Raw genomic sequence first — 21,239 nt, forward strand, 5'->3', positions numbered from 1 at the left:
GCTACCGTGCCGCCCGTTCCACCACGAACAGGAGACCGGGGACCGGGATGCCCTTTTCCCGTCGCGGAGTGCAGGGTTCCATCAGGCGGATGAGGAAGCCGGCCGCTTCTGCCGTTGCCCGGACATAATGTTCGGAATGGGCATAGCGGCGTGTCGCACCGAGCACGAAAGACTCGCCCGTAAGCGAGGCCGGTTCGCCCGGCAGGCGTTCGACGGTGGCCGCGAAACGGCCTCCCGGCGGAAGGGCGTGGGCGGCGGCCGCGAAGACAGGAACCAAGTCGCCGATATAGACCAGGACGTCGGCGGCGACCAGCAGGTCCCAGCCACCGGGCGTCCGCTCCATCGCCTCGACGACGTCGCCGACGGTCAGTTCATCATAAAGGCGGCGTTGCCTCGCCTTCTCGACCATCCGCGGCGACAGATCGACTCCGGCGAGCCGAGAGGCCAGTTGCTTGAAGGCGACGCCGGCCAGTCCGGTACCGCAACCAAGATCAAGGATGCGCAACCCAACAGCGCCGGGCGTGATGCGGTCGAGCGCCGACCTCAGCAGTTCAGGTGCCGCGTAGCCGAGCTTGCCCACCAGATCCTGGTCGAATCGGTCGGCATAGCGGTCGAACAGGGCGCGGACATAGGAGGCGGACAGGTCGGTGCCCTCCCCGGCCTCCAGCGCCGCGATCAGGCGTTCGATCGCCGCCGCCTCGTCCCCTTCGGCGACGGTTCGGGCGTGGCGCAACGCGGCCAGCGCCTTCGCCGGTTCGCGCAGGGCAAGCCAGCTGCGGCCCAATGCGTGATGGACGGACGCATCATCCTCAAGCCGCCGGGCCAGCGGCTGAAGCAGTTCTACCGCCGCCAGCGCATCACCGGACAGGGCAAGCGCCTCCGCCAGCGCGAGGACGGCGTCGCAGTCGTTGGGACGCAGCGCCACCGCCTCCCGGTACTCCTCCAACGCCTCCTCCTGGCGGCCGGCTGCGGCGAGGCAGCGGGCAAGGCCGAGTCGCGCCGGTGCCGAATCGCTCCGTTCCGCCACCAGGGCGTGGAACAACGCGTGTGCAGCATCGGTTTCGCCGCATTGCCGCAGAGCATCGGCCAGCATCAGCCGCCAGCCCCAATTGCCGGGTTCCAGAGTGACGGCGCGCCGGAAACAGGCGGCCACCTGCCCTATCGCCTCGGTCCCGCCGCCGGCTTCCGCCAGTGCGGACCATGCCTCCGCATGGGCGGGGTCGACGGCGACGCCGGCGCGGAATGCGCGCGCGGCTCCGACATTATCCCCCGCATAGAGCCGGTCGTAACCGAACCGGAACATTTGATGGAGATTGTAGATTTGCGGCTCGTCGCCGATGGAGGGATCCGCGGACACGGATGAAGTTCCTCTGATCGCGGGCTTCGGCCAGGGAAATGCCGCCGGCCCGGATAGCCCACCTCCGCCCGCCATCGGGCCGTCCCGGGCGTCGCTGCGGCACCGACCTGGTCCAGGGAACCGAGTCCAGGGAAACAGGGCGGCGGAGTTTACTGCCCCAACATGCTGCGCCGCGCAAGGGGGGTGCGAAAATCCTTCCGAAGTGTGATTCGGGCGACACGCGGTCGCAGTAGCCCCTTTTTTGTCCCCCATCCGAAGGGTCAAGAGGGGCAGCAGCACCACCCCAATCGATTTTGCCGGAAAATGTGGCGATTCAATGGCTTATGAACCTGACCGAAGCGCCTAAGCCGTCCGTCCGGCGAGCCCGAGTGACATCTGACGGACGAAAGCTGTGGTATTACCAGGGTGCAAGCGGGTTGACGATGGATCAAATTTTTGGAAGTGTTGCCGCGGCGCCCAATCGGGAGGCGCTGAACATCTGGGTAGGAGGCGGTCGCCGTAAGCGACTCGGTGACCGGAACAACGGCCCCGCGCGGGGGGTCAAACAGCCGCCGTATAACACGGGGCGACAGCAGAAGGAGGTTTGGGATGCGGGGACGAAATCAGCGCGTAGGCGCCACAACGTGTGGACGCTTCGCACTGGCTGCGGGACTGCTGACGGCTCCCCTGGTGGCGCTCTCCGTTTGCGGAACCGCCCAGGCCCAGACCGTTTCGAAGGAAAGCTGCGTCACCCACGCGGTGGAAGCCGAACAGAAGCTCGGCATTCCTTCCGGCATGCTGGTGGCCATCGCCCTGGTCGAGAGCGGCCAGGATGGCACTCCCCATCCCTTTGCCATGAGCGTGCAGGGCCGTCCCTACTACGCCCGCAACGTCAGCGACGCCGCCCGCCACCTTCGCGACCACCGCGGCCAGCTCCGCTCCAACACCTATGTCGGCTGCATGCAGCTGTCGGTCGCCACTCACCGTGGCGAGTTCCAGCCGCTGGAGAAGATCGTCGAGCCGCGCGACAACGTGTTCTACGCCGGTCAGCTTCTGGTCCGCTTCCATGGTGAGGAAGGCAACTGGAAGACCGCGCTGGCCCGCTACAACGGCAGCTCCGGTCGCCGCGCCCAGGCCTATGTCTGCAAGATCTGGCAGAGCCTGGGTGAACTGGACACGCAGAGCGCCAAGCTGCTGGCCTCTTCCCGCTGCGAGGATAGCGATCCCGTCAGCGTCGCCCCGCGCACCCGCCGCAGCTTCCACAATGCACAGCAGGTCGCGGCGATCAACTGATCCGTCCACCGACCGGCCGCGCCGGCAAGAGCGCTGGCGCCGCGTTGCATGATCGGGTAAACCCCGACGCATGAACTACCGCCACATCTTCCACGCCGGCAACCCGGCCGACGTGATGAAGCACGCCGTGCTGGCGCTGATCCTTGATCATCTGCGCGCCAAGCCGACGCCATTCTGCGTTCTGGACACCCATGCCGGCATCGGCCGCTACGACCTGACATCCGAAGCGGCGCGCAAGACCGGTGAGAGCGACGAGGGCATCGGCCGGCTGTTCGGCCATCCCCTGCCGCATCCGGCGCTGGCGCCCTATCTGGATGCCGTCCAGGCGCAGAACCCCGACGGCGCCCTGCGCTGGTATCCCGGCTCCCCGCGCATCGCCCGCGCCGCCCTCCGCCCGCAGGACCGCATGGTGCTGGTCGAGCTGCATCCGGATGACGCCGTCAGCCTGAAGGCGGAGTTCGCCGGCGACCGCTCCGTCGCCGTCCACCAGTCCGATGCCTACACCGCGCTGAAGGCCCATCTGCCGCCCAAGGAGAAGCGCGGGCTGGTGCTGATCGATCCGCCCTTCGAGCAGCCCGACGAGTTCGCCCGCATGGCCGAAGGGCTGGCGCAGGCGCACCGCCGCTGGTCCACCGGCATCTTCGCCCTGTGGTATCCGATCAAGGAGCGTGCGGCGGTCTGGCGCTTCCAGGATGCGGTGGAGAAGACCGGCATCCCGAAGGTGCTGATCGCGGAACTGACCTGGCATCCCGAGGACACCCATCTGCGGCTGAACGGCTCCGGCCTGCTGATCGTCAATCCGCCCTGGAAGCTCGACGAGACGCTGAAGGAAATGTTGCCGGCCCTGCACGGCAGCCTGCCCTCCACCGGCGGCGGGGCCGCGGTGAGCTGGCTCACGCCTGAAGCGTCCTAACGAGCGGGTAGGCCGCCTGTCCGGCGCAGAAAAAACCCCGGTCCTTGCGGGCCGGGGTTCAGTCAGGATGGAGACCGTTCGTTATCGATGGCGTGCCGGTGCAGTCGGCCAGACGCTCAGAAACGGCGTTCCGTTTGCTGCGCCGCACCTTCCAGGCGGGCGTTCAGCTTGCCGATCGCCGTGTTGGCGGTGCTCGCCGACATCTCCGAGATCTTGACGCTGCGGCTGAGGACCATCTGCATGTTGTCCTTCAGCATGCGGCTCTGCGCCGCGTAGAAATCGGGGACGGTCCGGCTGCGCAACAGCGCGTTCATTCCCTCGGCATTGCGCGAGGCGACGTCCTGCGCCAGCCCCATCCATTCGCGCCAGGCATTCTGCCAGCCGTCGGCCAGAACGCTGCCGCACTGGACCATGACGTCCATGGTTTCGCGGGTCTGGCTGGCGACCTCGCCCTGCGCCTCCTTCGACAGGCCCAGCGCACGCTGGAGCTGCTCGGTGGTGCGGCCGGCGACATCGGTGGCCTTGTTCATCATGGTGCCGGCGGTCTCGGCACCGCGGCGGGTCATGTCGGCACCCGCCCCCATTGCCTTCTGACCAGCGTTCAGGCTGGCATCGGCGGCCTGCCGGCCGGTCTCCGCCGCGTTCTCACCCATCGAGCGGGCGGCATCGGCGGCGCGGCGGGTGGTGGCCTCTCCGGCGCGCGTCATGTCCTCGACCGTGCCTTTCGCCCGGTCAGCGGTTTCACGCGCGCTGGTCGTGGTGTCCTTGTCCATAGCCATGCGGGATGCTCCTCGAATACGTTCGTCCGGGTGGACGCTTCTTCCCAAACCTCGCGTCGGTCATTTTGCTGCACCGCCGCACGCGTTGAGAGCTATAACACCCGATAAGCAGAACGTTCCAGGACGCAAAATAATAACCGCGCACCCGTTCTTTCGGGGTATGCGGTATTTTGAAACCGTAAGGTCTTACGGACGAAACACTTCTTAATATATTTGTCGTTTTTCAGACAAGTGATTCAACTGACCGGTTTCTGCTTCCCAAAGCGCGCCGCGATCTCCCCGGCGATTCCCCGGCGGAAGACCAGGACGCAGACGACGAAGATGCAGCCGATCACCACCGGCACCGGCAGGCTGGTCGCCGCCAGATAATTTTCCAGCGTCACCACCAGGGCGGCACCGATGACCGGGCCGGTCAGCGTACCCATGCCGCCCAGCAGCGTCATCAGCACGACTTCGCCCGACATCTGCCAGGTCACGTCGGTCAGCGTCGCCAATTGGAAGACGATGGCCTTGGTGCCGCCCGCCAGGCCGGCCAGCGACGCCGAGAGCACGAAGGCCAGCAGCTTGTAGCGGTCGGTGCGGTAGCCCAGAGAAATGGCGCGCGCCTCGTTCTCGCGGATCGCCTTCAGCACCTGCCCGAACGGCGAATGCACCGTTCGCCAGATGATGGCGAATCCGATCAGGAAGACGCCCAGCACCGTGTAGTACATGGCAAGAGGGTTGTGCAGGTCGAAGACGCCGAACAGGACCCCGCGCGGCACCGCCTGGATGCCATCCTCGCCATGGGTGAAGGGCAACTGCAGGGCCAGGAAATAGACCATCTGGCTCAACGCCAGCGTGATCATGGCGAAATAGATGCCCTGCCGGCGGATGGCGATCATACCGAACAGCAGCCCCAGGACGGCCCCGGCCAGGGTGCCCAGCAGGATCCCCAGTTCCGGCGACCAGCCCCACTCCTTCACCGCATGGGCGGTGACATAGGCGGCGCTGCCGAAGAATGCCGCGTGACCGAAGCTGAGCAGCCCGCCGAAGCCGATCAGCAGATTGAAGGCGCAGGCGAACAGCGCGAAGCACAGCACCTTCATCAGAAACACGGGATAGAGCAGGAACGGCACCGCCAGCAGAGCGGCCAGCACCACCAGCGCGCCAACCTTCGCCAGGGTCAGCCCCACCGTCGCTGGTCCGCCGGCCGCCTGTGCGGACGCTCGGCCGCTGCTCTGCGAATGAAGGCTCATGCGCTTACCTCTCCCGTCCGAACAGGCCGGCGGGCTTTACCATCAGCACCACCGCCATGATGACGAAGACCACGATGTTCGAGGCCTCCGGGTAGAAAACCTTGGTCAATCCTTCCAACAGGCCCAGCCCGTAGCCGGTCAGCACGGCGCCGAGGATGGAGCCCATGCCGCCGATCACCACCACCGCGAACACGACGATGATGAGGTGCGAGCCCATCAGCGGCGATACCTGATAGATAGGTGCCGCCAGCACGCCGGCGAGCCCGGCCAACGCCACGCCGAAGGCGTAGGTCAGCGTGACCATCCGCGGCACATTGATGCCGAAGGCCTGGACCAGCACCGGATTCTCCGTCGCGGCGCGCAAATAGGCGCCCAGCTTCGTCTTCTCGATGGCGATCCAGGTGCCGATGCAGACGAACAGCGATGCCACCACCACCCAGCCGCGGTAATTGGGCAGGAACATGAAGCCCAGGTTCCGGCCGCCACTGAGTTCGGCGGGAATGGGATAAGGCTGGCCGGAGACGCCATACTGGTGACGGAACGCCCCCTCGACGATCAAAGCCAGCCCGAAGGTCAGCAGCAGCCCATAGAGGTGATCCAGCTTGTAGAGCCGCGACAGCAGCGTCTTTTCCAGCACGACGCCGAACGCGCCGACGATCAGCGGCGCCAGCAGCAGCGCCCACCAATAGCCGATGCCGAGCTGATTCAGCAGCAGCCACGCCACGAAGGCGCCCATCATGTAGAGCGCGCCATGGGCGAAGTTGATGACGTTCAACATGCCGAAGATCACCGCCAGCCCAAGACTGAGCAGCGCGTAAAACGATCCGTTGATCAGCCCCAGCAGAAGCTGGCCGAACAGCGCCTGGGGCGGAATGCCGAAAATCGTTCCCATCATGAGCGTCGCACTCCTCAGCGGCATCCCCGCCGCGGCACCGGTCCGAAGACCACCGTTCTGGCGGGGATGCCGCTCCGTCACGTCACGGCTGTTGCCCTGTCGTCCTGTTTACCGACGCGATCACTTCGGCAGCTTGCAGCCGCTCTCCTCGAAGGTTGCAAAGGCCTCCTTGCCGGGGATGGTGCGCAGGATCTGGTAGTAATCCCAGGCGCCCTTGGACTCCGACGGTTTCTTCACGCGGGCCAGATACATGTCGTGGACCATGCGGCCGTTCGGCAGGATCGTGCCGTTCTTGGCGAACATGTCGTTGACCGGCATCTCCTTCATCTTGGCGGCGACGGTCGGGCCGTCGTCGGTCCCGGCGGCCTCGATCGCCTTCAGATAGTGGCGGACGGCAGAATAGCTGCCGGCCTGCACCATCGTCGGCATCTTGCCGTAGCGGTCGAAGAACTTCTTGGACCAGGCGCGGGTCTCCTCGTCGCGGTCCCAATAGAATCCGGTGGTCAGCACCAGATCCTGGGCGACCTGCAGCCCAAGCGCATGGACGTCGGACAGGAAGATCAGCAGGCCCGCCAGCTTCTGCTGACCGCTCTGCGTCAGGCCGAACTCGGACGCCTGCTTGATCGAGGTGATGGTGTCGCCGCCGGCATTGGCGAGGCCGACGATCTTGGCACCCGAAGCCTGCGCCTGCAGCAGGAAGGACGAGAAGTCGGCGGTGTTCAGCGGCGCCTTCACCGACCCGACGATCTTGCCGCCCGCCTTCTTCACCTCCGCCGAGGTGTCGGCCTCCAACTGGTGGCCGAAGGCGTAGTCGGCGGTGATGAAGAACCAGCTGTCGCCGCCCTCCTTCACGATGGCCTGCCCGGTGCCGACCGCCAGGGCGCGGGTATCGTAGGCCCAGTGGAAGCCGGTGGGAGAACAGGCGTCGCCGGTCAGGCGCGAGGTCGCCGGACCTTCCATCAGGAAGATCTTCTTCTTCTCCTTCGTCACCTCCTGAACCGCGAGCGCGACGCCGGAATTCGGCACGTCGACGATCGCGTCGACGCCGTCCTGGTCGATCCACTGGCGGGCGAGGTTGGACCCAATATCGGGCTTGTTCTGATGGTCGGCGGTGATGATCTCGATGGGCTTGCCGAGAATCTTATTGCCGAACTCCTCGGCCGCCATCCGGGCGGCGATGGCCGACCCCTCTCCGCCGAGATCGGCATAGAGGCCGGAGCGGTCATTCAGCACACCGATCTTGACCATGTCACCGGAAAGCTTGCCCTGCTGGGCCATGGCGGGCCCGGTGGACATGACACCGATCGTCAGGGCAGCAAGGGCGGCACCGGCCAGAAGACGTGCGATCATACGTGAATTCCTCCCCACAGCGTTGCGTTGCGCATGTTGCGGAAGACCGTCCGGATCGGTTCGTCCGGCGGTTCCCGGGCGGTCGCGTCGGTCCGCCTGATTGGTTTCATCCGAAACCGTCAGGTCGTCCACGCCGCCCCTTCCCGATCACTATGCAGGCGCATCGCCTTGTACGGAAAGCGGAAATTCAGCTTCACAAACAATTTTCGTCAAGAGTCGGCCGAAACGCGCGCTTTTTCCATTCGGCGGTGTATGGAGGGCGACGGTGGCGCCACCGCGGCCTGCCGGCGCCGGTCGATCCGCCGCATGACCGGCGTCACACTGATGCCATGGACGAGAATCGAGAGAAGCACGATCAGGCCGGTGACCGCCCACAGGGCGTTGGGCACGTCGAATTCCGCGGCGTTCAATGCATAGGCGACGTAATAGATGCTGCCCATGCCGCGGATGCCGAAGAAGCCGATGGCCAGCGTCTCGCCCACCGGCATCGGCACGCCGGCCAGACCCGCCACTCCGGCAATCGGACGCACCAGAAGCAGGATGACGGCCGCGGCGCCGACGGCGCTCCAAGATAGGGCGTCGATCAATCCATGAGCCAGCGTGCCGCCGAACAGCACCAGCATCAGCATCATCAGCAGCCGTTCGGTCTGCTCGACGAAATCATGCAAGCGCTCATGATATTCGCTGTTCCGCTCGGCATCGCGCAATGCGAGTGCAGCGACGAACACCGCGAGAAAGCCGTATCCGCTGACCAGCTCCGTCAGGCCGTACGCAATCAGCGTGATGCCGAGCGATACGAAGCCGTCGCCGGTCCGTGACAGATTCGCCCGATTCGGCACCCGGAAGGTGACATAGCCAAGGAACCGCCCCACCAGCCAACCGACTCCGACGCCGGCCCCCAGCTTCCACACCACATCCAGCAGCACCCAATGTTCCAGCATGCCCCAGGGTGGGTTGCCGTTCAACAGGGCGACCCCAATGGCAAGATGGACGAAGGGAAAGGCCAAGCCGTCGTTCAGTCCGGCTTCAGAGGTCAGGCTGAAGCGGATCTCGTCCTCCTCGCCGGACTTGGGCGGACCGACCTGGATGTCGGATGCAAGGACCGGATCTGTGGGCGCCAGCGCAGCCCCCAGAAGAATCGAAGCCGCCAACGGGAAATCGAGCCAGTACCAGCCGATCAGCGCGATCATCAGGATCGACAACGGCATGGTGATGCCCAACAGCCGCCAGGTGATGATCCACCGCCGCCAGCCGATGCGGCGATCCAGCTTCAAACCCGCGCCCATCAGCGAGACGATGACGATCAGTTCGGTCAGCCGCTCCGTGGCCTGGGGAAAGAGCAGTGGTTCCGGGTTCTCCAGCTGCAGGGTGCTGAACGCCGCGAAGCCAAGCCCGACGCAGATGATCGGCAGGGAAAGCGGCAGTTCCTTCAGCACCATCGGCAGCCAGGCCACCAACAGAATCAGGACCCCGAGCCCCACCATCATGACGATATAAGACATAAGCCGCCCGTTGCCTTGGCGCCTTCGGCACGGCTCGGCGGCCGGAAATCGTCCGGCCGGACCAACTGTGGCCGTGCGAAAGCCAATCCCCGTCAACACGCGAAGGCGCCGATGGGTTCAGGGCGGATGCGGGAACGATGCGGATAGTATGGCGGAGGTGCCGGCTCGCTCGACTTCGCTCCGCCGCCGGCCACGATAAGGGTGGAGGCCGATGGGAAGCGGGAACCCGATGCCGCCCGCGGGAGCCGGAACCGCGGGGGCCTCGCAAATACCGGCCGGTCAGGCCGCAGAGGTCATCGGAAAGCCGCTGTAGTCGAGCGACGCCGACCAGAAGCGTTCCAGCTTGCGCAGGGTCTCGTTGGCCTTGGTCAGTTCCTCGTCGCTGAAGCCGGCCTTTTCCAGGGCGGTCAGATGACGTTCGAACATGACGCTGATCTTCTCGCGCAGGTCCAGGCCCTTCTCCGACAGGCGGACACGGACCGACCGGCGATCGTGCGGGGAGCGTTCCTGGCCGAGATAGCCGTTCTCGACCATCTTCTTGACGTTGTAGGAGACGTTGGAGCCCAGATAGTAACCGCGCGCGGTCAGTTCGCCGACCGTCATCTCATCTTCGCCGATGTTGTACAGGATCAGGCTCTGGACGTTGTTGATGTCCTGGATCCCGAGCCGGTCCAACTCAGTCTTGAGCACTTCAAGAAAGTGGCGGTGAAGCCGCTCGATCAACAGAATGCTCTCATAATAGGGTTTGCGCACCGCGGTCTCCTTTGGCTCTAACCGGCCGTTCCCCGCGCAAGGACGATACCGGGACCTTAAAGTGAGATTAACCGATCATTCGTCGGCAATCATCCTAATAATTCCAGAAAAAGTCTGGCACAACCCGTCTGTACAGGCGCCTTTTGCCGGGTGTCCCCACACGAAGGTTTTCGGCCGGGCGGTGTGACCGGCATAAGCGGAAAGGAATGGTCCCGCGACCGATTGCGCGACCATTCCCCCGGAATCTTTACCGGACGGCGGTTCGTCAGTCGCGGAACACCAGATCGCCACCAGCCGGCTCGGCGAAGTGCCGCTCGACATCCGACGGGCCGACATCGGCCAGTTCCGCCGGTTTCCATTTCGGGTTCTTGTCCTTGTCGACCAGCACCGCGCGAATGCCTTCGTAGAAATCATCCCCGGCAAGGCAGGCGAGGCTGAGGCGCAGTTCCTGCACCATGCAGCCTTCGAAATCCAGCTTGGCCCCGCGACGGAGTGCGGCCAGCGTCACCTTCAGACTGGTGGGCGAAACCCGGCGCAGGGTGGCAAGCTGGCCGGCCGCCCAGTCGGTCCCCTCGGCCTCCAGCGCCTTGAGGATCGCCTCCACGCTGTCGAAGGCATAGCAGCGGTCGACAGCGGCCCGGATGGCGCTCACCGCCGCTTCGCCGGCGTCGCCGCGATGGGCCGCGATCGCCTCGTCGGCCGGGACTCCGGCGGCGAGATCGTCGATCAGCGCGTCGATCCCGGCGCTCGGCACGAAGGCATCAGCGGCCCCGATGGCCAGCAGGTCGGCCGCCTTCAGCCGGTCGCCGGTCAGCCCAAGCCAGATGCCGACCTGTCCCGGCAGCCGCGGCAGGAAATAGGTGCCGCCGACGTCTGGATAGAGGCCGATGCCGGTTTCCGGCATGGCGAACATCGTGCGCTCGGTGACGATGCGGTGGGTGCCGTGGACCGACAGGCCGACGCCGCCGCCCATCGAGATGCCGTCGATCAGTGCGACATAGGGCTTGGACAGACGCTTGATCCGACGGTTCAGCACGTATTCCTCGCTGAAGAAGGCACGGATCGGCCCGGTATCGCCGCGCCCTTCCTTCACCGCCTTGCCGGCTTCGTACAGGCTGACGACGTCGCCGCCGGCGCAGAAGGCCTTTTCGCCGGCGCCGCGAATCACGACGGCCTTGACCTCCGGATCGGCATCCCACGCCCGGAGCTGCGGATCGAACAGCCTGATCATGCCCAGCGTCAGCGCGTTCAGCGCCTTGGGTCGGTTGAGCGTGACGAGGCCGATCGCGCCCCGACGTTCGAACAGAATCTCAGCAGCGTCGCTCATCGTCTTGTATTTTCTCGGTTATCGTTGCGAATCGGGCGGTGGCGAGCAGTCTGTTCCATCCCCGCGATGATCCAGGGCGTGAAGACCGGCCCAGAGTGATGATACGGGAGCCGGCGGCTCTGTCAAACCTACCATACGGATCCGGATGTTCGCCGATACGCGGATTAGGAACAACGCCCCTCTTGGACCGTTGCGATCACGCTCTCATCTGAGAACGGCTCCTCTCTGAAGCATTACGGAAAGTCAGATGCCGATGCCGCTCCACATCCTGCCGGGTGACGCATGAAGGTCGCGATTGTACTCAACCGGCAGGCGGGGTCGCTGGTCGACCGGCCGATCGAAGGCGCCGAGGCGGCGATCCGCAACGCCTTTCAACGGCACGGCGCCACGGTGGACCTGCATACGGTCGACGGTGCGCAATGCACCGATACGATCCGGCAGGTGCTGGACTCCGACGCAGATACGGTGGTGGTCGGCGGCGGCGACGGCACGCTGCACAGCGCGGTGAAGCTGGCGCTGCCGACCGGGAAGACGCTGGGCGTCCTTCCCTTGGGTACTCTCAATCTCCTGGCGCGTGATCTTCGCATTCCACTTGAACTTGGGGATGCGGCGGAGGCCCTGGCCGCGGGCCGGGTTCGGGTCATCGACATCGCCGAGGTGAATGGGGAACCCTATACCAACAGTTCCGTCCTCGGCTTCTATCCGCAGGTGGTCCAGGAACGCGAACGCCAACGCAAGCAGCACCGGCTGCTGAAATGGCCGGGAGCCGCGGTGGCCATGGCGAAAACGCTCTACCGTCTGCCTCTGCTGGATGTCCGGCTGGACTGGGGAGAGGGTCTCCGGCGCATGCGCACGCCGATCCTGGTCGTTTCCAACAACGTCTATGACGAAGGATTCGGCCTCGTCCTCAGCCGGCAGGCGCTCGATGCCGGAAAGCTTGGGGTCTATGTGGCCCGCGAACGGAACGCATTCGCAATGCTGCGGTTGATGGGAAGGCTGATTACCGGTTCCTGGAAGCAGGACGAGGGTTTGGAAACCTATGCGGTGACCAGCCTGACGGTCCACAGCCGCCGCCACCACCTGAAGATGGTCAACGATGGCGAGGTCCGGAAGCTGCACGCGCCGCTTCACTATCGGATTCTCCCGGGGGCTCTGAAGGTTCTGGCGCCGGGCTGAGAAAAAAGATGAGGATGGCGTGAAACGGCTCGCTCACATCTCCGACCTGCATTTCGGGCGTATCGACCAGCGCGTGGTGGACGGGCTGCTGGCCGACCTGACCGCGCAGGTGCCCGACCTGATCGTCATCTCCGGTGACTTCGTGCAGCGGGCGAAAGCGCGCCATTTCCAGGAGGCCCGCGCCTTTCTGGAAAAATTACCCTTTCCTTACATGGCTGTACCGGGAAATCATGACATCCCGGTTTATAACGTGTTCAAACGCTTCACCGACCCGTTCGGCCATTACCGGCGATACATCACCTGCGATTTCAGCCCGCTGCATGTCGACGACGAGATCGCGGTGCTCGGCATCAACACCGCCCGTCCGGTCATCATGGATTTCTCCGAAGGGCGGATGAACCGGCGCCAGATCGCGCGGGTGCGCGAGGTGTTCTGCGGCATGCCGGACACCGTGTTCAAGGTGCTGTTCACCCACCACCCCTTCCTGCCGCCACCCGACCTGCCCAAGACCCAGTTGGTCGGCCGTCACAAGCTGGCCTTGCCGGCGCTGGAAAGCTGCGGAGTCGACCTGTTGCTGGCCGGCCATCTGCACAAGGCCTATTCCGGCGACATCATGAGCTTCCACACCCAGATCGCCCGCTCCATCCTGGTCGCCCAGGCCTCCACCGCCACCTCCACACGGCTGCGGAACGAAACCAATGCCTACAACCTCATCACCATCGACCATCCTTCGGTGACGTTCGAGGTGCGGTCGTGGGAGGGTGCGGCCTTTACCGGCGGGCTGACCTCGAGCTATCGCAAGCAGGGGAACCTTTGGACGCTGCAGGGGCAGGACACCGGCTTTCGTCCTGTCGCCGGGGGGCAGGCAACCGACAACCCGGTCGCGGCCCATTGGGACAAGGTCGCCCGACATGCAAGCGGGGAGGCCCACGGCGGGGCATGAGACCTGCGCAAGGCAGACGGCCCGGTCCCAAAGGACTGGAGCCGCCGCCGCGGCTTGAGTTCACTATGCGGGAAGGCGTAGGATCGCCGCACTCGTTCTAAGTGCATGGTCTCCCCGATGCCGATCACCCTGCCCGCCGCCTTCCCGCGCACCCGTCTGCGCCGCAACCGCGCCGACGCCTGGACCCGTCGTCTGGTCGCCGAGAACACGCTGACCGCCGACGACCTGATCTGGCCGGTCTTCGTGATCGAAGGCGAGAACCGGCGGGAACCGGTCGCCTCCATGCCCGGCGTGGAGCGGCTGACCATCGACCTGCTGTGCGAGGCGGTGGCGCAGGCCGGCTCGCTGGGTATCCCCTGCATCGCGCTGTTCCCGGTCGTCGGCTCGGACGCCAAGTCGGAGGACGCGGCGGAAGCCTACAATCCGGAAAACCTGATGAACCGCGCCATCCGCGCGGTGAAGGCGGCGGCGCCGGAGGTCGGCATCCTGGGCGACGTCGCGCTCGACCCCTACACCACCCACGGCCATGACGGCCTGCTGCGCGACGGCTACATCCAGAATGACGAGACCGTCGAGGTCCTGATCCGCCAGGCCCTGTCGCAGGCGGAGGCCGGCGTCGACATTGTCGCCCCGTCCGACATGATGGACGGCCGCATCGGCGCCATCCGCGACAGGTTGGACGCCGAGGGGTACCAGCTGACCCGCGTCTGCTCCTACGCCGCCAAATACGCCTCCGCCTTCTACGGTCCGTTCCGCGATGCGGTGAATTCCGGCGGCTTCCTGAAGGGCGACAAGACCACCTACCAGATGAACCCCGCCAACACCGACGAAGCCCTGCGCGAGGTCGCCTGCGACCTGCAGGAAGGGGCCGACATGGTGATGGTGAAGCCGGGCCTGCCCTATCTCGACATCATCCGCCGGGTCAAGGACCAGTTCGCGGTGCCGACCTTCGCCTATCATGTGTCGGGCGAATACGCGATGCTGCGTGCCGCCTCCGCCAACGGCTGGCTGAACTACGACAAGGCGCTGCTGGAGACGCTGATGGGCTTCAAGCGCGCCGGCTGCGACGCCATCCTGACCTATGGCGCGGTGGACGCGGCGAAGCTGCTCAAGCAAGGCTGAGCAGTTCGGGACCATCTTTGAGCAGTCCGGGGCCGCGGAGCGATCCGCGGCCCTTTATCGTCTGGGCATCCCGATCAACGGAGACGCCCCGATGAGCCCGATGAACCCCGTCCGCCCGGCGTTGTTCGCCGCCCTGCTGCTGGCCGCCTTCCCCGCCGCCGCGTTCGAGCTGCACAGCCCCGACTTCACCGACAAAGCGCCGATCCCGGAACGGAATGTGTTTTCCGGCTTCGGCTGCACCGGCGCCAACCAGTCGCCGGCCCTCAGCTGGACGGAGCCGCCGGCCGGCACCCGCAGCCTTGCCGTCACCATCTATGATCCCGATGCGCCGACCGGCAGCGGATGGTGGCATTGGGTGGTGTTCAACCTGCCCGCCGACACCCGCGGCCTGCCCGCCGGGGCCGGCGATCCGGAAAAGCCGTCACTGCCGGCAGGAGCCGTTCAAAGCCGCACCGATTTCGGCACTCCCGGCTATGGCGGCCCCTGCCCTCCGCAGGGCGACAAGCCGCACCGCTATGTCGTCACCGTCCATGCGCTGAAGGTGGACAACCTGCCGCTGCCGTCCGACACGTCCGGCGCGATGGTCGGCTTCAACCTGAATGCCGCCAGCTTGGGCAAGGCGACGCTCACCGCCCGCTACGGCCGTTGATCGCCGGCACCGGCCGGTCCTAGGATGTGCGAAGGCCAGAAGGATGAACGTCATGGGTCCGGACCTGCTCGCCCGTCTGTCCCGCTTCGCCGCCCGCGACCAGCGCCCCGGCGGCGGCGACCGGCCGCATCGGCCGCAGCTGTGGGCCTTCATCGCCCATGACCGCGAACGTCTGGCCGATGTGCGGATCGAGCGCACCGCGCTGATTGCCGTTCTGGAAGGCACCAAGGAGCTGACCGACCAATCCGGCACCACCCGCCGCTTCCCGGCCGGTAGCGCCATGCTGCTGCCGCCGGGCTGGTGCGGCTCGGTGGTGAACGATCCCGGCACCGGTGGCCGCTACCGGGCTTTGGTGCTGGAATTCCCGGCGGAGATGGTCCGGCGGCTGCTGCGCGCCCATGGCACCGACGGGCTGGCACCGCGCGCCCGGCCCGGTGACTGGCATGTCGCCCTGATGCCGGCCCTGACCGACGCCATCCACCATGCCGCCGCCGGCCTGACCGCCGACCCGCCATTGCCGTCCAAGCTGGTGGAGCATCGCTGCATGGAGGTCCTGCTGGCCCTGCTGGAAGACGGCGTCTGGTGGCTGGGGCCGGTGGCGCCGACCGGAATCGCCGACGCGGTGCGTCAGCTTCTGCGTACCCAGCCGGACATGCCCTGGACCGCGGAGCGCGTGGCGGGCGCGCTCAACCTCAGCACCGGCACGCTGCGCCGCCGCCTGACCGAAGAGGGCTGCTCGGTCCGCAGCATTCTGACGGAGGAACGGGTCGCCCACGCCCGCGACCTCCTGCAGGGCGAGGGACTGAGCGTTCAGGAGGCGGCGGAAGCCTGCGGCTATGCCAACCGCTCACATTTCGCCCGCCGCGTCCGGGCGGTGGTGGGCATCAACCCTTCGGGCCTGCGGGGGCGTTGAGCGGCGCGGTGCCATAGGCGCGAAGCAATGCCGCGACCGAATCGGCGATCACCCGCTCCGGATCGGCAGTGACCGGCAGGCCCAGCATGGTCGGCCAGAACAGCACCTCCTTCATGCCGCCGAGCAGCTGGGTCGCCACCACATGCGGGTCCGGTGCATTCAGGCGACCGCGCGCATGCTGGGCGGCGATGTAGTCGTCCAGCAGCGCGTAGGCCTGGCTCTTCCCGCCCTCCAGATAGTCCTGTGACAGTTCGGGAAAACGCTGGTGCTCGGCGATCACGAGGCGGAGCAGGCCGCGCACTTCCGGCCGCCCAGTATGGATCAGCAGGGATCGCAGGAAAGCGGGCAACGCCTGCTCCGGCGGCTTATCGTGGGAAAGCAGGCTCTGGCCGTCGGCGCTGCGGAATCCTTCGTACAGGCCGGACACCACGGCCTGGAACAGCTCCCGCTTGCCGGGGAAATGGTTGTAGACGGTGCGTTTCGACACATTGGCGTCGGCGGCGATGGCGTCCATCGAGGACGCCTCGTAGCCTTGGGTAAGGAAGGCACGGGTCGCCGCCTCCACCACCGCATCCCGCTTGACCGAACCGCGCGAGCCACCTCCCGCCTGAGACGTTGACATTCCCCACCCTCTAAGTACACTGCACAGTGTAGTGTAGTTGTTGCCGCAGGCTCCCAGGGTAATCCGCCCGGCCGCGGCACGGGAGGGGTAAAGCGATGAAACAGCGCAATATCGGCGGCAATCTCTCGGTTTCCGAAATCGGGCTCGGCTGCATGGGCATGTCGGAGTTCTACGGCCCGACCGACGACGCTCAATCGCTCGCCACGCTGGAACGGGCGTTGGAGCTTGGAGTCACCCATTACGACACCGCCGACATGTATGGCAGCGGCCACAACGAATCGCTGCTCGCCCGCTTTCTGGCAGGCAAGCGTGACCGGGTGACGGTCGCGACCAAGTTCGGCATCGTCCGCCAGCCCGGTGAGTATGCCCGCCGGGTCGACACCAGCCCCGCCTATCTCGCGCAAGCCTGCGACGCCTCGCTGAAGCGGCTGGGGGTGGAAACCATCGACCTCTACTACGCCCACCGCGTGAACCCGGAGATTCCGGTGGAGGAGACGGTCGGCGCCATGGCCGATCTGGTGAAGGCCGGGAAGGTCCGGGCGCTCGGCCTGTCGGAGGTGTCGGCCGCCACCCTGCGCCGTGCCCATGCCGTTCACCCCATCGCCGCGGTGCAGAGCGAATATTCGCTGTGGACCCGCGACGTGGAGGCGGCGGTGCTGCCGGCCTGCCGCGAGTTGGGCATCTCACTGGTCGCCTACGCCCCGCTCGGCCGCGGCATGCTGACCGGTGCCGTCAACAGCCCCGACCAGTTCGCCGAGAACGACTTCCGCCGCATCGCGCCGCGCTTCGCCGGGGACAATTTCGACCGCAATCTGGCCCTGGTGGAGCAGGTGAAGGCACTGGCGGCGCAGAAGGGCTGCACGGCTGGACAGGTGGCGCTGGCGTGGCTGCTGGCCCAGGGACCGGAGATCCTGCCGATTCCGGGCACCAAGCGGATCAAGTATCTGGAGGAGAATGTAGGCGCCGCCGCGGTGACTCTGTCCGATGCCGAGGTGAAGGCGCTGAGCGATGCGCTGCCGCCGGGTGTCGCGGCGGGGGATCGCTATACGGCGGAGGGGATGCGGGGGGTGAATGTGTGAATCCCCGAGCAATATGACTTCGACTTGATACGGATCTGTGCTGGTGCTTCCCTGTGCGACACATAGTTTATATTTAGTTAACTTGCCATGTGCCTTCACTACCTGTCTGTAGCAGACTGAGCACTGTCCGATGCCCCATGACAATTACAACATATTGCTTATCATTGCCGAGCAGGAAACAATATGTTGCAATTTTCATGGGGCATCGGACGGCGCGCGATTCTATCGCAACACCTCGTTCCAAAAGAAAATAATTGAAATTTATATATAGAAATTTATTATACATATTGTCATAAACCCATCAACCAGCATAAAAATAGATAATTTCTTAGGAAAATCTCAATTTAGTTGTATCAACCGTTAGATGCCTTAATTAGGATTACGATAGACGAATATGTTTACCATCTCGGATTCTCAACTCACTGAATTAAGTGATAAGGCGTTACAACAGTTTCATCTGCGCCTTTCCTTGATCTGCCATTCGCTCGAACACACGGTTAGCGGACAGCCCCCGATCCGTTGCGACTCTCAGACAATTGGCCGGTACGTCGAGCATGCTCGGCGCGCTGGATTTACAATCGAGCGGGATATCGCCCGCTTTGTCATCCTCTGCGTATTCTTCGAGGGAAGGATCCCTGTCAATTCGATGGCACGTGCAGCTTTGCTGGACTACACAATAAATTCGACCACTAGGCTGGTCCGCTTGTATGAGGCTGCTTTGGAAGCGCTCACTACGCCAAGTATTTCCAAAACTGGAGCAAAACTTTAATGACAAACATCATTGATCGACAAAGTGCCCGTGACGTTCTAGCCAAAGCTTGGATTTCCACAAATTTAAATTTCGGACTAGAGAAGCCGGGCCGTGCCTTCTCTTCTTGCAGCAAGCCATCTGAGATGTGGTTTTCGGCCAACGAGGGCAATCTTCCCTCCAGCATTGTTCAGGTGTTTCTGCAAATGAACTCGCAGAAGGTCTACGGCCCTCTGCGAGAATTAGACAATTCTGCATTTGACGAGCGAAAAAAAATTGTTGCGGAGAAAGTTAACCTTTTCACAAAGAATGAAATGTCAATATTAAGTACTGATGATAAAATATTCCTTCTTAATGAAATTTCCTCAAAGAAAATGTCCTCCGAACAGATGAAAGCGCGAAGGAAAATATACAAATCTTTTTCTCTTGATCAAAGATTTGCTGCCTGGGATGAAATGAAACGCGAGAAATTAATTAATGAATTAAAAGCAGATGGCGAAATTTTAGATGCAAGAGAAAAATGGAAATCACTTACCGACGCTGAACGTATCAAAATACTCACTAAGGTTGCCAGCATTCAAGCGAGAATATATGGATTTTATGAGGTTCCAATTTATCTAAGATGCTTTACGAAAAGTGACGGAACGGAAGACAAAAGCTATCATGGCGGATACGATATAGGAAGAGAAGAAATATCGATAAATCTAAATGACCGATCAACACTGGAATCGTTTTCTGAATCTATAAATACTATTACCCATGAAAGCGCCCACAATATGCAAGCACAACTTGCTTCCGATTTCTATGGGAATAAACTAACTCCCGATGATGAACGCTATAATCAAGCGAAGATATTTTATGCCAACTGGGCTACAGGTGGATATGTGACACGGTATGAAGATCCTAGCGAATATCAAATCATTCTGGATGCGGGCTATAAAAATCAACCTGTGGAGGTTCAAGCAAGAAAAACCGGGGATGCAGTCGGCGCGGCACTTGAGATAGGCTTATTGGAGAAAATCGGATTTTGAAGGAAATCAGTTCATATCTTCAAAATATTCATTATTAACCTAAAATCCAAATAACCGCAGCCAGATGTTACCTACTTCGGCGTCCCCGCCCAGACCTGGAACTGCGTGGTCTCCAGCAGCATGTCGCTGTGGCCGAAGGCGGTCTTGAACAGCTTGCCGACACCGGCCGTCCGCTGCGTCACCGCCACCAGCGTGCCGCGCAGCTTCAGATACTGCTTCGTCCCCGCGACCAGCGCGTCGAGCATGCCGAAATCCTCGTCCCTGCCGCGGTGGAGCGGCGGGTTGGACAGGATCAGGCCGAAGCGCTCGCGGGTGCCTAGCCCGGCCAAGCCGTCGCTCAGCACCAGCTCGGCGTCCGGCACATTTTGACGGGCGGCGTGCAGGGCCACCGCGTCGATGTCCAGCAGGGTCAGCAGTGCGTCCGGCTGGCGTTCGCGCACGGCCCGCGCGATCACCCCGGCGCCACAGCCGAAATCCAACACGCGGGTGCCGGCCGGCACTTCCGGCAGCACCTTCAGCAGGCATTCGGTGCCGGCATCGAGATGGCCATGGGCGAACAGGCCCGGATAGGATACGAGGTCCAGCGTCCGGTCGGGCAGCGTCAGCGTGACGGTCTGCCGCCAGTCCTCCAGCTCCCCCTTGGCCGGCGCATCGGTGCGGCGGGTCAGCAGCAGCCGGGCGCGTTTCTTGATGATGAGGGTTTCCGGGTCTTCGGCGAGCCCGTCGAGATGCTTGGACGCACTGGTCACCCCCTCGTCGTTGCCGCCGGCGATCCACAGCGGGGCACCGGGGGCAAGGCGGGAGGCCAACGCGTGCAAGGCCATTTCGAACCCGGCCCACCCACGCGGCAGGCGCAGGACGGCGCCGTCGAAGGCGCCCTCCGCCGGCCAGGGCGAGGCGTTCTGCCCACCTGTGGCGAGCCGGTTCCACACCACCACCTCGGCCCCGCCGTCGCGGAGCGCCTCGGCGATGGCGCCGTCGCTGTCGAAGGCGACGAGGATCCGGCCCTGCGGCCGGATTTCGGACAAGGCTTCGGCGGCCACGGCGGCGACGGTCTGGTCGCGGTCCGTGGCCCGGTTGTCGAGACGTGCCAACGATTTAACCCTTGTCGCGCATCAGCCGCGCCTTGTCGCGCTGCCAGCTGCGTTCCTTCTCGCTCTCGCGCTTGTCATGCTTCTTCTTGCCGGTGGCGAGACCGATCTCGACCTTGGCGTAGCCGCGGTCGTTGAAATAGACCGACATCGGCACCAGCGTGACGCCCTTCTGCTTGATGCCGGCCGCGAGCTTGTCCAACTCGCGGCGGCGGACCAGCAGCTTGCGGGGGCGCTTCGGCTCGTGCTGATCGATGCGGCCGGCCTGGAGATATTCGGGGATGTACGCGTTGAACAGGTACAGCTCCCCACCCTTCAGGCCGGCATAGGCCTCGTTCACACTGGCGCGGCCGCCACGCAGCGACTTCACCTCCGACCCGGTCAGCATGATCCCGGCCTCGAGGACATCATCGATGAAGAAGTCGAACCGCGCGCGGCGGTTCTGCGCCGCATATTTTTTAGCTTCTTCGCGCGTCGCCAAA

The 21,239-nt window shown here is 64.1% G+C and carries 20 protein-coding genes; 9 read left to right on the forward strand and 11 right to left on the reverse strand.

Features of this window, described 5'->3' with window-relative positions:
- Position 1: 1 nt before the first annotated feature.
- Entirely contained in the window at positions 2–1,357 is a 1,356-nt protein-coding gene (locus FZ029_RS17430) for a tetratricopeptide repeat protein (protein ID WP_149270463.1), read from the reverse strand.
- Positions 1,358–2,026: 669 nt separating this feature from the next.
- Between FZ029_RS17430 and FZ029_RS17435 the strand changes: the two genes are divergently transcribed.
- Both FZ029_RS17435 and rlmJ read left to right on the forward strand, forming a co-directional pair.
- Positions 2,027–2,629 (forward strand): transglycosylase SLT domain-containing protein, encoded by a 603-nt coding sequence (locus FZ029_RS17435; RefSeq protein WP_247892354.1) that lies wholly within the window; start codon positions 2,027–2,029, stop codon positions 2,627–2,629.
- 70 nt (positions 2,630–2,699) lie between these two features.
- Positions 2,700–3,542, forward strand: coding sequence for a 23S rRNA (adenine(2030)-N(6))-methyltransferase RlmJ (gene rlmJ / locus FZ029_RS17440; RefSeq protein ID WP_149270467.1), 843 nt, complete (start codon positions 2,700–2,702; stop codon positions 3,540–3,542).
- Between the two features lie 116 nt (positions 3,543–3,658).
- On the opposite strand, the gene FZ029_RS17445 is transcribed toward rlmJ, so the two are convergent.
- The 7 genes from FZ029_RS17445 to FZ029_RS17475 form a co-directional block, all read right to left on the reverse strand.
- Positions 3,659–4,321 carry a phasin family protein gene (locus tag FZ029_RS17445; protein ID WP_149270468.1) on the reverse strand — a complete coding sequence of 221 codons (663 nt, stop codon included), beginning with the start codon at positions 4,319–4,321 and terminating at the stop codon, positions 3,659–3,661.
- Between the two features lie 236 nt (positions 4,322–4,557).
- Positions 4,558–5,556 carry a branched-chain amino acid ABC transporter permease gene (locus tag FZ029_RS17450; protein WP_149270470.1) on the reverse strand — a complete coding sequence of 333 codons (999 nt, stop codon included), beginning with the start codon at positions 5,554–5,556 and terminating at the stop codon, positions 4,558–4,560.
- A gap of 4 nt (positions 5,557–5,560) precedes the next feature.
- On the reverse strand, positions 5,561–6,448 hold the full coding sequence (locus FZ029_RS17455; RefSeq protein WP_149270562.1) for a branched-chain amino acid ABC transporter permease: 888 nt from the start codon (positions 6,446–6,448) through the stop codon (positions 5,561–5,563).
- A gap of 123 nt (positions 6,449–6,571) precedes the next feature.
- Positions 6,572–7,801 carry an ABC transporter substrate-binding protein gene (locus tag FZ029_RS17460; RefSeq protein WP_149270472.1) on the reverse strand — a complete coding sequence of 410 codons (1,230 nt, stop codon included), beginning with the start codon at positions 7,799–7,801 and terminating at the stop codon, positions 6,572–6,574.
- Between the two features lie 209 nt (positions 7,802–8,010).
- Positions 8,011–9,402 (reverse strand): sodium:proton antiporter, encoded by a 1,392-nt coding sequence (locus tag FZ029_RS17465; RefSeq protein WP_247892355.1) that lies wholly within the window; start codon positions 9,400–9,402, stop codon positions 8,011–8,013.
- Between the two features lie 180 nt (positions 9,403–9,582).
- Positions 9,583–10,056 carry a MarR family winged helix-turn-helix transcriptional regulator gene (locus FZ029_RS17470; protein ID WP_045580172.1) on the reverse strand — a complete coding sequence of 158 codons (474 nt, stop codon included), beginning with the start codon at positions 10,054–10,056 and terminating at the stop codon, positions 9,583–9,585.
- A 265-nt stretch (positions 10,057–10,321) separates the two neighbouring features.
- A complete protein-coding gene (locus FZ029_RS17475) occupies positions 10,322–11,383 on the reverse strand; it encodes an enoyl-CoA hydratase/isomerase family protein (RefSeq protein WP_149270474.1) in 1,062 nt (353 codons plus the stop codon).
- 282 nt (positions 11,384–11,665) lie between these two features.
- Between FZ029_RS17475 and FZ029_RS17480 the strand changes: the two genes are divergently transcribed.
- From FZ029_RS17480 to FZ029_RS17500, 5 genes are all read left to right on the forward strand, one after another.
- Positions 11,666–12,559 carry a diacylglycerol kinase family protein gene (locus FZ029_RS17480; protein WP_149197042.1) on the forward strand — a complete coding sequence of 298 codons (894 nt, stop codon included), beginning with the start codon at positions 11,666–11,668 and terminating at the stop codon, positions 12,557–12,559.
- A 19-nt stretch (positions 12,560–12,578) separates the two neighbouring features.
- The gene (locus tag FZ029_RS17485; protein WP_149270476.1) at positions 12,579–13,502 is read left to right on the forward strand and encodes a metallophosphoesterase; all 924 of its coding nucleotides are present in this window, start codon (positions 12,579–12,581) and stop codon (positions 13,500–13,502) included.
- Between the two features lie 117 nt (positions 13,503–13,619).
- Positions 13,620–14,624, forward strand: coding sequence for a porphobilinogen synthase (gene hemB / locus FZ029_RS17490; protein WP_149270478.1), 1,005 nt, complete (start codon positions 13,620–13,622; stop codon positions 14,622–14,624).
- A gap of 91 nt (positions 14,625–14,715) precedes the next feature.
- Complete coding sequence (locus tag FZ029_RS17495) at positions 14,716–15,273, forward strand: YbhB/YbcL family Raf kinase inhibitor-like protein (RefSeq protein WP_247892356.1); 558 nt, start codon at positions 14,716–14,718, stop codon at positions 15,271–15,273.
- A gap of 52 nt (positions 15,274–15,325) precedes the next feature.
- The gene (locus tag FZ029_RS17500; protein ID WP_149270480.1) at positions 15,326–16,186 is read left to right on the forward strand and encodes a helix-turn-helix transcriptional regulator; all 861 of its coding nucleotides are present in this window, start codon (positions 15,326–15,328) and stop codon (positions 16,184–16,186) included.
- Here FZ029_RS17500 and FZ029_RS17505 read toward each other — a convergent pair.
- Positions 16,158–16,808, reverse strand: coding sequence for a TetR/AcrR family transcriptional regulator (locus tag FZ029_RS17505; RefSeq protein ID WP_149270482.1), 651 nt, complete (start codon positions 16,806–16,808; stop codon positions 16,158–16,160). The genes FZ029_RS17500 and FZ029_RS17505 overlap by 29 nt on opposite strands.
- 95 nt (positions 16,809–16,903) lie before the next feature.
- Here FZ029_RS17505 and FZ029_RS17510 point away from each other — a divergent pair, with 95 nt between their 5' ends.
- Both FZ029_RS17510 and FZ029_RS17515 read left to right on the forward strand, forming a co-directional pair.
- The gene (locus FZ029_RS17510; RefSeq protein WP_149270483.1) at positions 16,904–17,887 is read left to right on the forward strand and encodes an aldo/keto reductase; all 984 of its coding nucleotides are present in this window, start codon (positions 16,904–16,906) and stop codon (positions 17,885–17,887) included.
- A 768-nt stretch (positions 17,888–18,655) separates the two neighbouring features.
- Complete coding sequence (locus FZ029_RS17515) at positions 18,656–19,666, forward strand: hypothetical protein (RefSeq protein ID WP_149270485.1); 1,011 nt, start codon at positions 18,656–18,658, stop codon at positions 19,664–19,666.
- A 71-nt stretch (positions 19,667–19,737) separates the two neighbouring features.
- Here the strand turns inward: FZ029_RS17515 and FZ029_RS17520 are convergent, their stop codons facing one another.
- Positions 19,738–20,760 carry a methyltransferase gene (locus FZ029_RS17520; RefSeq protein ID WP_149270487.1) on the reverse strand — a complete coding sequence of 341 codons (1,023 nt, stop codon included), beginning with the start codon at positions 20,758–20,760 and terminating at the stop codon, positions 19,738–19,740.
- A 4-nt stretch (positions 20,761–20,764) separates the two neighbouring features.
- Positions 20,765–21,238, reverse strand: coding sequence for an SsrA-binding protein SmpB (smpB, locus tag FZ029_RS17525; protein WP_042704640.1), 474 nt, complete (start codon positions 21,236–21,238; stop codon positions 20,765–20,767).
- Position 21,239: the final 1 nt, after the last annotated feature.

Origin of the sequence: Azospirillum sp. Sh1 (assembly GCF_008365135.1) — a bacterium.
Classification (GTDB): domain Bacteria; phylum Pseudomonadota; class Alphaproteobacteria; order Azospirillales; family Azospirillaceae; genus Azospirillum; species Azospirillum oryzae.

What these genes read in the sequence shown, in the direction of transcription:
- FZ029_RS17455 (WP_149270562.1), bottom strand. Translation starts at nt 6,448, where the DNA reads ATGGGAACGATTTTCGGCATTCCGCCCCAGGCGCTGTTCGGCCAGCTT.
- rlmJ (WP_149270467.1), top strand. Translation starts at nt 2,700, where the DNA reads ATGAACTACCGCCACATCTTCCACGCCGGCAACCCGGCCGACGTGATG.
- FZ029_RS17445 (WP_149270468.1), bottom strand. Translation starts at nt 4,321, where the DNA reads ATGGCTATGGACAAGGACACCACGACCAGCGCGCGTGAAACCGCTGAC.
- FZ029_RS17510 (WP_149270483.1), top strand. Translation starts at nt 16,904, where the DNA reads ATGAAACAGCGCAATATCGGCGGCAATCTCTCGGTTTCCGAAATCGGG.
- FZ029_RS17505 (WP_149270482.1), bottom strand. Translation starts at nt 16,808, where the DNA reads ATGTCAACGTCTCAGGCGGGAGGTGGCTCGCGCGGTTCGGTCAAGCGG.
- FZ029_RS17475 (WP_149270474.1), bottom strand. Translation starts at nt 11,383, where the DNA reads ATGAGCGACGCTGCTGAGATTCTGTTCGAACGTCGGGGCGCGATCGGC.
- FZ029_RS17450 (WP_149270470.1), bottom strand. Translation starts at nt 5,556, where the DNA reads ATGAGCCTTCATTCGCAGAGCAGCGGCCGAGCGTCCGCACAGGCGGCC.
- FZ029_RS17515 (WP_149270485.1), top strand. Translation starts at nt 18,656, where the DNA reads ATGACAAACATCATTGATCGACAAAGTGCCCGTGACGTTCTAGCCAAA.
- FZ029_RS17500 (WP_149270480.1), top strand. Translation starts at nt 15,326, where the DNA reads ATGGGTCCGGACCTGCTCGCCCGTCTGTCCCGCTTCGCCGCCCGCGAC.
- FZ029_RS17460 (WP_149270472.1), bottom strand. Translation starts at nt 7,801, where the DNA reads ATGATCGCACGTCTTCTGGCCGGTGCCGCCCTTGCTGCCCTGACGATC.
- FZ029_RS17495 (WP_247892356.1), top strand. Translation starts at nt 14,716, where the DNA reads ATGAGCCCGATGAACCCCGTCCGCCCGGCGTTGTTCGCCGCCCTGCTG.
- hemB (WP_149270478.1), top strand. Translation starts at nt 13,620, where the DNA reads ATGCCGATCACCCTGCCCGCCGCCTTCCCGCGCACCCGTCTGCGCCGC.
- FZ029_RS17480 (WP_149197042.1), top strand. Translation starts at nt 11,666, where the DNA reads ATGAAGGTCGCGATTGTACTCAACCGGCAGGCGGGGTCGCTGGTCGAC.